This window comes from Dysgonomonas sp. Marseille-Q5470 (genome assembly GCF_951230145.1).
Classification (GTDB): domain Bacteria; phylum Bacteroidota; class Bacteroidia; order Bacteroidales; family Dysgonomonadaceae; genus Dysgonomonas.
On record NZ_CATNVE010000016.1, the window covers coordinates 1 to 12,085 of the forward strand.

A 12,085-nucleotide genomic window follows, 5' to 3' on the forward strand; every position below is an offset into this window, starting at 1 on the left:
TGAGTTTATTAAGATCTAGAGGTTGAAACTGACCTGTTAGCTCAATATGTATCTTTACCTTACCATCAAATTTAAGGCGATACGGATCGAGAGCTTTATCCGTGTGGTCGATACGGATAAGTTTGTCGAGAAAAGCCGCTATTTTATCTACGGCTGACATCCCGACAGCATACACACCCGTATGTGACGGGTGATTGAACTGTGCCGACATCTTCTTGAAGAAATTTTCCAGAAAGTTACTGTTGATATCAACCTTCAAAAATTGGTCGGCATTCGCTTTGGTGGGATCGGTGGTTTTGAGTTTGCCATCCTGCTCCCCTGTGAGGACTTTGAGTTTGCCATCTTCGCCTTGGGTCAATAAGACTTTAGGCTCTTCGGATTTTACTTTGTTTTGATCCATAATAAATGATATTTTTATTCTGCATTAACATTAATGCAAAACGAAAATACATCTTACTAATGGACTGATTGCAAGGTTTTAAAGAGGTGGATGCTTGTGTCTGTGGTTGTCTATGGTGATTTCAGTCTTAAAAGAAAACGAGACGAATATGCCCCCTTTTTTCTACGATATCTGGCTTTAAATTTGTATATTTGCAAAATTGGATAATTTATATATTGAGCAAATCCAATTAAGATAAGCCAATGTGCAAATGACTGGAATAAAGAATATTATATTAAAACTTGGTCTTAGCGAAAGAGATGGACTTTTTCTAATGGATAATGACCATTGGAAAACGCATACATCCTTTCCTAACCGAGTAAAAAGGCTTATCGAAAACAGAATAGAACCTCAGGCTTTTTTTTGTTTTGACAATAAACCTCTAATTCTTTTTTTTGAAAACCCTTCTGATAAAGAAAAATTATATGAAACCATATGGAATTTCAATGAATCTCCCATTGTTATTATTATTGAAAATGACAATGTCGAGATTTTCAACGGTTTCAATTTCCTAAAAGACAAGAAAACTTTAGAAAAATTAGGAGGAATTGAGAAATTAAATGATTTCTCTTATTTTGAATTAGTTACGGGTAGAGCATGGGAGCAATATGAGGATCATTTAAATTATAAAAATAGGGTTGATTACTACTTACTTCAAAATATCAATGCTGCTCGAAAAATACTGGTACAAGAACAAGGATTAAGTTCAAAAGTCGCAAATGCTTTAATTGGCAAGGTTATATTTGTTCGATACCTCATTGATAGAGAGGTAAAACTTTGCTTTGAGGGAGATTCCAAATACTGGACAAATAATGACTTTTGCGAACTGCTTAATAATCCTCAAAACACTAAAAACTTTTTCGATTATTTAGAAAATTCAGAAACAGGATTTAACGGAGATTTATTTCCTCTACATGATGAAGAATACAATCAAGTACAATCAATCCATTACAATACAATAAGAAGACTGATAGAAGGGGATGATCTTGATAAGCAACAGCCATCATTATTTGAATTTTACGACTTCTCAATAATTCCGATAGAATTCATTAGTAATGTATATGAGCTTTTTATTGGAAAAGATAATCAAGAAGAGGAAGGGGCTTATTATACTCCGTTATTCCTTGTTGATTATATTTTAAAAGAAACTGTTGATAAAAAGCTAAATAATGGCAAAGGATATTCTTGTAAAGTTTTAGATCCAGCATGTGGTTCAGGAGTTTTTCTCGTTGAAACACTTCGTAAGATAATCGAAAAATATATCGCATCAGGAGTAGACGCAAAATCGGAAGATTTTAAAGCTGCAATAAAAGAGATAGTTAAAGAAAATATTTATGGGGTTGATAAAGATTTGAGTGCCGTACAGGTTGCGATTTTCTCAATATATTTGACTCTATTAGATTATTTAGAACCGCCTGAAATAGAATCCTTCAAGTTCCCAATACTTTTACATAGTAATTTCTTTGAAGCTGATTTTTTTGATACTAAAGCAAGTTTCAATGAACTTTTGAGCAAAATTGAATTTGAATACATATTGGGAAATCCGCCTTGGATGAGAGGTAAAGGGGAAAAGACAAAACCTCTTTATGTGAAATATGTCGAAGCACGAAGAAAAGAAGAAAAATATAGTAAAATTCTCCCGAAGATTGGAAATAAGGAGATTGCACAAGCATTTCTATTAAGGAGTAGCGATTTTTCCAGTCAAAACACGAAATGTGCATTAATTGTTACGAGCAAAACTTTATATAATCTGCAAAGTGATACTTTTCGAAAGTATTTTTTGGATAAGTTTTTTATTAAGCGAATTTTTGAATTAGCTCCAGTTCGAAAAGAAGTTTTTGATAAATCTAATGATAAGGCTGTTGCCCCTGCTTGTGTATTATTCTTTAATTACTCAAACAATGAATCAACAGATTTTAATATAATTGAACATATAACACTTAAACCAAGTCGTTTTTTCTCTCTGTTTAAGATATTTACAATAAATAAAACTGATTACAAAAAAATCCAACAATCAAAATTAAAGCAATATGATTGGCTTTGGAAAGTATTGGTTTATGGTTCTTATTTGGATTTTAATTTCATTAATAGGCTCAAGACAGAATTTGTTTCCATAAAAGATTTTATCTCCGATGCAGATAATTTTGTGGAGGGGACAGGTATTCAATACAGTAGCGAGGAACCATATGATGCCACCCATCTAAATGGATTACCTTTCATCGATTCTTATGGCATAACTCCTTTTTTTATTAACCCAGATAAAATATCTGTATTTAATAGGCCAAAAGTTCATCGAAAAAGAGATGAAAGGATTTTTATTCCTCCAATGCTTTTGATTAGAAAAGGGCTTGATATGCGTAACCTTACTGCATATTGCGCTATTTCTTATAAACAGATATTATTTAAAGATTCCATAACAAGTGTATCTGTTATTAATCATGCAATGGATAATACGTTGGTTAATATAGCATCACTTTTAACCAGTAGTCTATTTTCATATTATGCTATTAATACATTTTCATCTATTGGTATTGAGCGAGAACAAACACAAAGCGAGAATAAATACTGCTTGCCATATTTAGAATTAGGTGTAAAAGAATACTTTAAAGAAATAGAACAAGCATATCAAGACTTATATGAGGAATCGCAAAAAACTTTGATAGATAACTTCGCGGTTGAAACTTTAAAAAACAATATTCAGCTAAACCTTAAACAAATAGAGGATATAATATATTGCAAATTAGAGTTAAGCGATCTTGAGTATACATTAGTTGACCATGCGTTAAATGTTAGCAGACCTCTTATTGTAGGTAATGATAATGAAAAAACAAATCTGTTTTCTTCATTATCTTTTAATGATGATACCTTAAACTCTTATGTATCTCTATTCTTGGATAAATTCCAACCAAAGTTTAGCCGGGATACTAATAAGTTCACAATAGAGATTTGGTACACAAAACAAATTATCGGGATATTCTTCAAAGTAATTCCTGCCGAAGATTATGTAGGGGATGTTAGTTGGATAGACAAGCAAGATGAATCAGAACTATTGACCTTTATATCAAAATTTAGCACAGAAAAGGTAACTGACAGACTCTTTATTCAGAAAGATATACGTGGATTTGATAACAATGGAGATGATTTCTTCATTATTAAACCCAACGAAAAACGATTATGGCATAAGGCTGTTGGGTATATAGATATGTACGAATTTGCTGATGCAATTCTAAAAGCAGGGAGAGTTAGTATATGATGTTTTCAGAATTGAATGCTTCTGGCTATAAACATAGCACAGTCTATTTTAATATAGAATTTGAATCTATACTTTCTAAAATAATTATGTGCTATAAATTGATCCTTGCAGAAAATGTCGTTTTGCAAAATGATGAAAATAAAATTAGAGATGTAATACTTTATAATTATCTCAAAAAGGATAATTATAAAAAACAACTGGGACTTTCTGACTACTTGTTTGACTCTGAATTACCCGAAAATACAGGAAGAATAGATATCCGTATAATGCCAATCAATCCTTTTGTTAATGATGACGCTTATTATATTGTAGAATGTAAAAGATTAGATAACAGCAATGTAAATGGAGTAAGTGGGCTGAATGGAGAGTATATTTCAGAAGGTATTTGTCGTTATACATCCTCAAAGTATTCATGCTATTACAAAACTAATGGAATGATAGGATTTGTTGTTCAATCAATGAATATTCAAGACAACATTACACATTTAAATAATATAATCAGTAATTCTGCCTTTCCGTCTAATACACGACAAAATATTCAGCAACGGAAATTAGCTGATAATTTCGATTATTCTTATTATTCCACACATACCCTTGGTAATGATGAAATAGTCATATACCACTTAATGTTAGATTTTTCGAGTAACATTAAAGAAAAAAGCGAAATAGCATAAATATTATCTCGCTTTTTTTAATAGTTATTCCTCTTTTGGCAATAAATGGCAAAGGTCGGGATCGTCCTTGATACGTTGCAATTCCTCAACTACAATCTGTTTAGCTTCGGCTTTGATGCGATCATAGTTTTCCTTTATCATTTCCTTCATGCGGTCTACACCATTCTCATCTACAAAGTTGGTGATAACAGGTATCTTCTTGTATTCCTTTGTTTCGGCTGAAACCCGCTCGTTATCTACCACAATTTCGCAGTGAAAAATCTTTTGCTCTATCCGCTCGTCGAAGTTATCCGCTATCGCACCCACAAACATACCCTGTGTCAGATTGGATATTTTGGATGCTGGTATCAAGCTATCCATTTGGGTAGAAATGGAAGTCGATTTATCGTTGCGGTTGATGGTCATAGACTGGCGTTTCTGTAATACTTTTCCGAATCGGTCAGACAAGGTTTTTGCTGTATCTCCGACCACCTGCCCCGAAAATATATTACCTACTGTGTTCATTACTACGGCAGCCTCCTTGTCTCCATAATCACGCTTTAGCTGCGAAAAATCTTGAAAGCCTAACAAGACAGCAACCTTGTTACTTCGGGCAGTGGCTATCAAGTTATCCAATCCTTTGAAATAAATTGTCGGTAACTCATCAATGATAACCGATGATTTGAGTTGCCCCTTCTTATTTATGAGTTTCACAATACGACTATTATACAATCCAAGTGCCGCTCCATAGATGTTTTGTCTGTCAGGATTGTTACCTACTGCCAATATTTTTGGGTCATCGGGATTGTTGATATCTAAGGTAAATTCATCGCCCGACATCACCCAATATAATTGTGGGCTAATCATACGAGAAAGAGGTATTTTAGCACTCGCAATCTGCCCCTGAAGCTGGTCAGCAGCTCCAGATTTCCACGCATCCATAAAGGGAGAAAGGTAGTTTTCGAGGTCTGGGTACGAAGTCAGAATCGGAAAAATATCTTCATAACTTTTGTTCAAAAATTCTATGGCATGAGGAAAAGTACAGCATTTACCATCCTTATAGATCCGCAAATACCATATAATAGCAGCAAAAAGGATAATCGGAGATTCTACAAAGAAGTCTCCTTGTTTTTGCACCCACGTCCGGTTCAAATTTAACATTATGGTGTATGCACTCTCATAAGCATCTGAAATATCATCCATAAATGACGGATTGATCGGATTACATCTGTGGCTTCGGGAAGGATCGTCAAAGTTTATCACATAGAAAGTTGGGACTTTCTCATAACCTTCTCTATTGTTTAACAGATGGTTATAAGCAATAGTCGAAAGGTCTGGAAATTTGAAATCGTAAATGTAGCCCGTATAACCTTTCTCAATCTGCTGTTTTATGAATTGATTTACAACGGCATAGGATTTACCAGAACCGGGAGTACCCAATACGATAGCTGCCCGAAAAGGATTTACTACATTGATCCATCCTTTCCATTGCTTCTTTTTGTACCAGAACTTTGTAGGCAGATTTATCGAATAATCGTTTACCATCAACTTGGTTTCCTGCATAAACGATTCGTTTTCGTTATTAAACGGATCGTCCATCAGGTTGTTTTTGAGTAAGCGGCTCATCCATGTACCCGCCATCAAAAGCAATATATATCCTACTGCAATGGTAAAAATATAAAAGCCTGCATTGGCTATTTTGGGAAGAGGCAGATAAAGAAGCCACCAGTTCAAAAAGAAAAATACAAAACCAAAAATAAGACATACATAGATATGATTCCATGTAATCTTTTCCTCCTTGACTCCCTTTGTTCCCAAACAGGATAGGGCAAGGAATACCACGGCAAAGATTTTCGTCCACAATATAGAATTGAACAAACCTGCGGTACGGTTAAAATTCATCAGAATTTTATCTACTACCCCGATATTAATTCCCCACTCGTGTATTGCCTGATAACAGAACCAATAAATATTCATCAGAACGAACAAAATACTTATGGCTCTCATAAACTCCATGACTTTGGCAAGTCCTCTTAAATCATCCTCTTGTGACATAATTGTTATTTTTAAATTGTTAGAATTTTATATTTGTCTGCCGTACCTGCGTTTCTTCTTTCTCTTACGTTTTAAGGTAGGCTGCTTGTTATCTGTCCCTTCGACTTCGGGAGTAAAGACTGAGAATAAACTCCCCACCGGATTGTTCGTCTCGGAGTGAGCCGATTGCGGTTGTGGATGCTTGTTGGTAGTAGGTTCGGCACTTTGATTTGTAGCAATGGATGGTTTTGGCGTTTGCAGATCCTCACGAGGTGAATTATCTGCAAAGCGTTCATTGAGAACATTTGCCGAAAACTCCTTACCCAAACGAGAACCGTTAAGAACTACCCTCTGATTATGGTCGATAAATGTAGCCCCATAGATGCGTCCTTCATCGCCCAGTCGTAGCACAAGGTCGATACCTTTCTCCCGCAAAGCCGCTCGGAACTCGCTCTCTGTGCGGGTACTTGCAAAGAACGCAGAAACAGTAGCACGGGTTTGTTTGGCTATGCCGTTTACCTTGATTGTTTCTTTTGACTTCTCAAATCGTTTTTCCAATCTATCCAAACCGTGTTCCTTACCAAACAGAGAAGATTTTAAAGGTGTACCGACACGATTGCCATCACTGTCCAATGCCGAATAGACCAATCCCCGATATGCTTTACCCTTATTTTCTCCTTTGATTTCCTCTACTCCTATATTATATAAGGAGAGTAAAGCACGATATTCTCCCAAAGTCTGAAAAGAATACATTTCAGAGAGCGGTTTTATAACATTGGCAATCTGTTTTTTCAAATTGCCTTTTGAAACATCTATTGGAGTAAGTTGCCATGTCTCGCCCTGATTCTTCTCTTTGGAGTGCAGACTATACTTTTGTTCTAAAGAGTCGGTAATCTTTCTGCTTCGTTCATAATTTTTACTGTCGCTGATTATTGAGCCATCCATGCGTACACGGGTCGAAACAATGTGTATATGCTCCCTGCCAATGTCCTCATGTTTGAAAATCATATAGGGTTGTCCGCCATACCCGAACTGCTCCATATACTCACGACCAATGTCGGCAAGTTGCTGATCGGTCAGTTTATCGTCCGGATGTGGATTGAGTGAGATATGGATAATAGGCTTCGATGTACGGATGTGCGAGGGCATAAACCGTTCAAAATCCTGCATACAGGAAGCTACATTAAACGCTCCGTCGGTAGGTTCTATCACCAGATTGGTAGCCAAAACTTTTCCTAAACCTTCATTTACTTTCTCCTGATTATAGGAAAGCGCACCGTACAGGTTGCCGCCTTGATTGATTTTTGCGACCATTTTTTAGAGGTGTTTCGCCTTAAATTGATCGCATAGTTGCATCACTTCGTGCCCGATCCCTGCCAGTTCGATGGTTGCATTTTCTAATTTATAAAGCAATGCCAATGCTTTTTTCTCTCCAAAATTGGAATGTAATTCCTTTACAACTTGATTGTAATTGACTCCGATACTTCGTATTTGTCCGTGTAGAGCAGTGAGCTTTGCAATAAATTCTACTGCTGAAGCATCAGTTTTCACTACACGAAATTCATCCCCAAAGATGCGGGCAGCGATAAAACCGGATAAGGATTGTACGCCTGACTGTTCATACAAGGCTAAAAAATCGACGTGTTGCTGATCTGTCAGGTTCACAGTTAGTCGATGCTTTGCCGGATCGTTCTTCGGGGGTCTGCCCCCTTTTCCCCGATTGTGGGAATTTCTTTTTTCTTCGTTCATAACATGATTTTTTAGTGGTTTATGAACGCTACGGACGGTTCAACCCGTCTTCATTTTTCCCGACTTCGGAGAGGAAAATACCCCTCTGGAAGAGCAAGGGTTGTGTGCTGCAAAATTCATTTTGCGATGCACTCAACATACCTTGCTATTTGCCCAAATGCAAATACTTTTTGCCCGTAAAGGGCAATCTCCCTATCCCGAATTTTTCGGGATATAAGCCTGATCTCTGTCAGGCATTTTTTGAATGTCGGAACAAACTTAAAACCGATATGAATCCTCTTTCACGTTTCATGCAGCAAAGTTATAACCTAAAATAATCAATTGAAAATCAATAGGTATAGACAACTTTGGACACAAGCTGCCACCTCTCAAAAACATAGTGTAAGTATGAAAAATATAGATTTTATTTGCTGTCAGAAAATGTTTTGGAAAGATTAAACATAGGTAAAAATAGATGCGTGTTCAGATATGTTAATGCAAGAATATATAAATGAATAATCGCTTGTCTGATTAAAAATAAGAATATGCAGGATTTCAAAAGTACACGATTTGATTTGAAAATATAAAATCGTAAAAATCTAAAAACGTGTTTGTGCTTTTATGATTTTAAAAGCATACGATTTCAAAAACAGATGACTTCTGACAAAAGAATAAACAAATATGCATGCAAGATGAGGTTTGCAAGAATAGAAATAGATACAAATAAACATTCTCATAATCAATTAAATGTCTAATTAAAAATTTGTGAATATGAAACAAACAATGTATGTAGCGTTTAGTACGCAAAAAGGAGGGGCTGGAAAAACTACTCTTACCGTTTTAGTAGCTTCTTATCTTCATTATGTAAAAGGTTATCGTGTAGCTGTGATTGACTGTGATTATCCGCAACACTCAATTGCCGAAATGCGTGAGCGTGATTTTAAGATGTGCGAAAATGACGAGTATTACAAGGGAATGCTGTATGAACAGTTTGTCCGTCTGGAGCAAAAGAAAGCATATCCGGTAGTTGAAAGTAATACAAAGGATGCTTTGGACGATGCCGAGGATTTGACCAAAGAGGGAGATTATGATTTTATTTTCTTCGATCTTCCCGGAACGCTCAACAATGAGGGTTTGGTACTAACTATTGCCAGTATGGATTACATAGTGGCTCCCATTGCCGCTGACCGTCTTGTGTTAGAAAGTACGCTGGATTATCTCATTTCTGTAAAAGATAATATCGTCAATCCCGGAAAATCCAATATCAAAGGTATTTACCTGCTTTGGAATATGGTGGATGGGCGAGAAAAGTCTGAATTATACGAGGTGTACGAAAATGTAATAAGAGATTTGGAGTTCCCATTACTTAAAACTTTTATACCCGATAGTAAGCGTTTTCGCCGCGAACAGTCGATAAGCTACAAAGCTCTTTTTCGTTCTACACTATTCCCTGCGGACAAATCTCTTGTGAAAGGCTCCAACTTGGATACCTTAACTGACGAACTATTGCAACTATTGAAATAATCAGCCATGAGTAAGAAAATAGATACATCGGGCATAGATACGACAATGGTCATTAGCCAATCGAAAAAGGGGAATAGAGAGAACCCACCCGTCTCTGTGTCAGAAGCGAAGCAAGTACAGGAATCTCCGCAAAAGGTAATTGATGAAACCGAAACAGAGAAAGAAGACAAAATCTTTCGTGAAGAGCCTAAGCGACGTGAAAACAAAATGCAGGAATATGAAGATTTGTTTTTCAAGGCTGCTTCCATAAAAACCCGAAATGGGAAAGTCGTGTATATCCGTAAGGAGCACCATGACCGCATTATGAAAATTGTCCGTGTAATTGGAGAGAACGAATTTTCGCTGTTCAACTATTTGGATAACATACTGGAGCACCATTTCGCTACCTATCAAGACGAGATAACGAAGTTATACCGTAAAAGAAATACAGATGTGTTTTAATTAAAATATTATTAATCAGTAAAATATAATTAGTTATGAAAAGAAATAGTTTTTTGAAACGTACTAAATGGTTCTTCATTCCGGAAATCTTCAAAAAAGCGAAACCGGAACAATCGAAAAAAAAAGAAGTCCCCAAGCAACGTATCGGTAATGTACAATCCGAACAAAAATCTTACGAATCGCTTTTTATCCGAACCGCACCCACTACAGCCCGTAGCGGAAAGACGGTCTACATACGGAAGGAGTTTCACGACAGGATTGTGCGGATTGTACACACCATCGGGAATAATGAATTATCGCTGTTCAGTTACATAGACAATGTACTGGAACATCATTTTAATACCTATCAGAATGATATAACAGAACTGTACCGTAAACGAAGACCCGACGATATTTTTTAAGACATGAAACAGTACATTATTTCAGCTATCGTGCTGTACGCATTGTTTGTCGTTCTTTACCTACTTCGGGATCGGATGCAAAAACGCAAAAAGAATGCTGCTAAAAAAACGGTATTTAATCCGTTTCGTGCAGCACCTAAAGAGGATATTATCGGCAAAAGCAAATTTGACATTAGACAATCCCGGACAGAAGCTACCACTCTGATTAATAGTGAAAAAGAGAACGAAAATGCTTCTATATTTGTCGAGAAAGAAGAAAAAAAGACCTCGGTGGCAATCCCTTTGGATAAACTCGATGAAGTCTTTTCAACAGATAATAAGACGGAAGAAAATTCAGCTGAAATCAATTTAGAGATTGAGAACACTCCCCCCGAATTTGAGCCAGACAATGATTCTGAAGAAATAGACGAAACAGAAAGTGAAGAGGAAGATACTGAAGGGAGAGCCGGGGTTTCAATGGCGTTGGGACTTGACTTCAATAATTTGGCGAGTATGGTGCGAACGGTAGAGACACCCGACAATGCAACATCCGAAGAAAAAGAAGAAGCCGGACGGGTATTGGTTGAGATACGCAAGACCGATATGTTTGAACAGGTCGTTTCGGGAGAACCTAAAAAGAAAGTAGTCATATCCTCATTGATGGATGACTATTTTGCTGCCTTCCATCGCAAACAACAAGAAGCTGGAGAATTGGAGGAACCGGCAGTCAGAGCACCTAAAGAATTTGAAGTACGCAAATTTGCGTAAAGTAGATAACGATTAAAACAAAGAGCATGAAGCAAAGAGATTACGGTTAGCGTGCGTCAGCCAAACAAAACGGTCTATGACCGCACCACTAAAAAATCAAAGTTAAACAACATTATTCATTCAGTACAGGGGACTATTCCACCCCCTGTACTATTATCAAAAATCGTATGACAAAGAAAAAATTTCTTCTGTCAGCAGCCTTTATCATGGTTGCTGTATCATCAGTATTCGCACAAGGTAACGGCATCGGAGGTATTACCGAAGCTACCAATATGGTAACTTCGTATTTCGATCCGGGCACAAAACTCATCTACGCTATCGGTGCAGTTGTAGGACTCATCGGGGGCATCAAAGTCTATAACAAGTTCTCTTCCGGTGATCCCGATACGAGCAAAACTGCCGCTTCATGGTTCGGTGCGTGTATTTTCCTTATCGTGGCTGCTACCATTCTACGCTCTTTCTTCCTGTAATCAAGCTCCAAACAAATAAGAAATGGAGTATAATATTAACAAGGGCATTGGCAAGAGTGTGGAATTTAAGGGTTTGAAAGCACAATACCTTTTTATTTTCGCAGGTGGTCTACTGGCTGTATTCATCGTATTTGTAGTGATGTATATGGCCGGAGTAGATCAGTGGGTTTGCATCGGTTTCGGTGTTATCGCTGCTTCTGCACTGGTATGGCTGACTTTTAACCTGAATGCGAAATATGGAGAACACGGACTCATGAAGTTGCTCGCCAAACGGCAACATCCCCGTTTTCTGATCAACCGTAAAAATCCCCGTCGCTTGTTCCAATACCCTAAAAAGAAGGAGGTGTGGAATGCGTAATACACTAAAAGCAGCTACTATCGAAAGTAAGTTTCCC

Annotated in this window: 11 protein-coding genes and 1 pseudogene; 8 read left to right on the forward strand and 4 right to left on the reverse strand. The window is 36.9% G+C overall.

From position 1 onward, the window contains the following. Positions 1-400 (reverse strand): annotated as a pseudogene (locus QOX35_RS16090) (DUF3945 domain-containing protein); the annotation flags it as partial. A gap of 250 nt (positions 401-650) precedes the next feature. On the opposite strand from QOX35_RS16090, the gene QOX35_RS16095 reads away from it, so the two are divergent. Together QOX35_RS16095 and QOX35_RS16100 are read left to right on the forward strand one after the other, a co-directional pair. Beyond that, positions 651-3,692, forward strand: coding sequence for an HsdM family class I SAM-dependent methyltransferase (locus tag QOX35_RS16095; RefSeq protein ID WP_283687802.1), 3,042 nt, complete (start codon positions 651-653; stop codon positions 3,690-3,692). Positions 3,693-3,778: 86 nt separating this feature from the next. Next, the gene (locus QOX35_RS16100; protein ID WP_283687803.1) at positions 3,779-4,366 is read left to right on the forward strand and encodes a hypothetical protein; all 588 of its coding nucleotides are present in this window, start codon (positions 3,779-3,781) and stop codon (positions 4,364-4,366) included. A 24-nt stretch (positions 4,367-4,390) separates the two neighbouring features. Here the strand turns inward: QOX35_RS16100 and mobC are convergent, their stop codons facing one another. From mobC to mobA, 3 genes are read right to left on the reverse strand one after another with little or no spacing between them, the layout of a single operon-like run. Next, positions 4,391-6,400, reverse strand: a complete 2,010-nt coding sequence (mobC, locus tag QOX35_RS16105) for a conjugal transfer protein MobC (RefSeq protein WP_283687804.1) — start codon at positions 6,398-6,400, stop codon at positions 4,391-4,393. Between the two features lie 27 nt (positions 6,401-6,427). Beyond that, complete coding sequence (gene mobB, locus QOX35_RS16110; protein WP_283687805.1) at positions 6,428-7,693, reverse strand: conjugal transfer protein MobB; 1,266 nt, start codon at positions 7,691-7,693, stop codon at positions 6,428-6,430. A gap of 3 nt (positions 7,694-7,696) precedes the next feature. Next, positions 7,697-8,128, reverse strand: coding sequence for a conjugal transfer protein MobA (mobA, locus tag QOX35_RS16115; protein WP_283687806.1), 432 nt, complete (start codon positions 8,126-8,128; stop codon positions 7,697-7,699). A gap of 750 nt (positions 8,129-8,878) precedes the next feature. Here mobA and QOX35_RS16120 point away from each other — a divergent pair. The 6 genes from QOX35_RS16120 (at position 8,879) to QOX35_RS16145 (ending at position 12,048) form a co-directional block, all read left to right on the forward strand. Beyond that, positions 8,879-9,631, forward strand: a complete 753-nt coding sequence (locus QOX35_RS16120) for a ParA family protein (RefSeq protein ID WP_283687807.1) — start codon at positions 8,879-8,881, stop codon at positions 9,629-9,631. A 6-nt stretch (positions 9,632-9,637) separates the two neighbouring features. Further along, positions 9,638-10,072 carry a DUF3408 domain-containing protein gene (locus QOX35_RS16125; RefSeq protein ID WP_283687808.1) on the forward strand — a complete coding sequence of 145 codons (435 nt, stop codon included), beginning with the start codon at positions 9,638-9,640 and terminating at the stop codon, positions 10,070-10,072. A 35-nt stretch (positions 10,073-10,107) separates the two neighbouring features. Then, entirely contained in the window at positions 10,108-10,473 is a 366-nt protein-coding gene (locus tag QOX35_RS16130; protein WP_283687809.1) for a DUF3408 domain-containing protein, read from the forward strand. 3 nt (positions 10,474-10,476) lie between these two features. After that, positions 10,477-11,220 (forward strand): hypothetical protein, encoded by a 744-nt coding sequence (locus QOX35_RS16135; RefSeq protein ID WP_283687810.1) that lies wholly within the window; start codon positions 10,477-10,479, stop codon positions 11,218-11,220. 167 nt (positions 11,221-11,387) lie between these two features. Then, a complete protein-coding gene (locus QOX35_RS16140) occupies positions 11,388-11,690 on the forward strand; it encodes a DUF4134 domain-containing protein (RefSeq protein ID WP_006844193.1) in 303 nt (100 codons plus the stop codon). Positions 11,691-11,712: 22 nt separating this feature from the next. Further along, a complete protein-coding gene (locus tag QOX35_RS16145; RefSeq protein WP_283687811.1) occupies positions 11,713-12,048 on the forward strand; it encodes a DUF4133 domain-containing protein in 336 nt (111 codons plus the stop codon). Positions 12,049-12,085 lie beyond the last annotated feature (37 nt).

Coding starts and splice junctions, on each gene's coding strand:
- QOX35_RS16095 (WP_283687802.1), top strand. CDS start 651: ATGACTGGAATAAAGAATATTATATTAAAACTTGGTCTTAGCGAAAGA.
- QOX35_RS16100 (WP_283687803.1), top strand. CDS start 3,779: ATGTGCTATAAATTGATCCTTGCAGAAAATGTCGTTTTGCAAAATGAT.
- mobC (WP_283687804.1), bottom strand. CDS start 6,400: ATGTCACAAGAGGATGATTTAAGAGGACTTGCCAAAGTCATGGAGTTT.
- mobB (WP_283687805.1), bottom strand. CDS start 7,693: ATGGTCGCAAAAATCAATCAAGGCGGCAACCTGTACGGTGCGCTTTCC.
- mobA (WP_283687806.1), bottom strand. CDS start 8,128: ATGAACGAAGAAAAAAGAAATTCCCACAATCGGGGAAAAGGGGGCAGA.
- QOX35_RS16120 (WP_283687807.1), top strand. CDS start 8,879: ATGAAACAAACAATGTATGTAGCGTTTAGTACGCAAAAAGGAGGGGCT.
- QOX35_RS16125 (WP_283687808.1), top strand. CDS start 9,638: ATGAGTAAGAAAATAGATACATCGGGCATAGATACGACAATGGTCATT.
- QOX35_RS16130 (WP_283687809.1), top strand. CDS start 10,108: ATGAAAAGAAATAGTTTTTTGAAACGTACTAAATGGTTCTTCATTCCG.
- QOX35_RS16135 (WP_283687810.1), top strand. CDS start 10,477: ATGAAACAGTACATTATTTCAGCTATCGTGCTGTACGCATTGTTTGTC.
- QOX35_RS16140 (WP_006844193.1), top strand. CDS start 11,388: ATGACAAAGAAAAAATTTCTTCTGTCAGCAGCCTTTATCATGGTTGCT.
- QOX35_RS16145 (WP_283687811.1), top strand. CDS start 11,713: ATGGAGTATAATATTAACAAGGGCATTGGCAAGAGTGTGGAATTTAAG.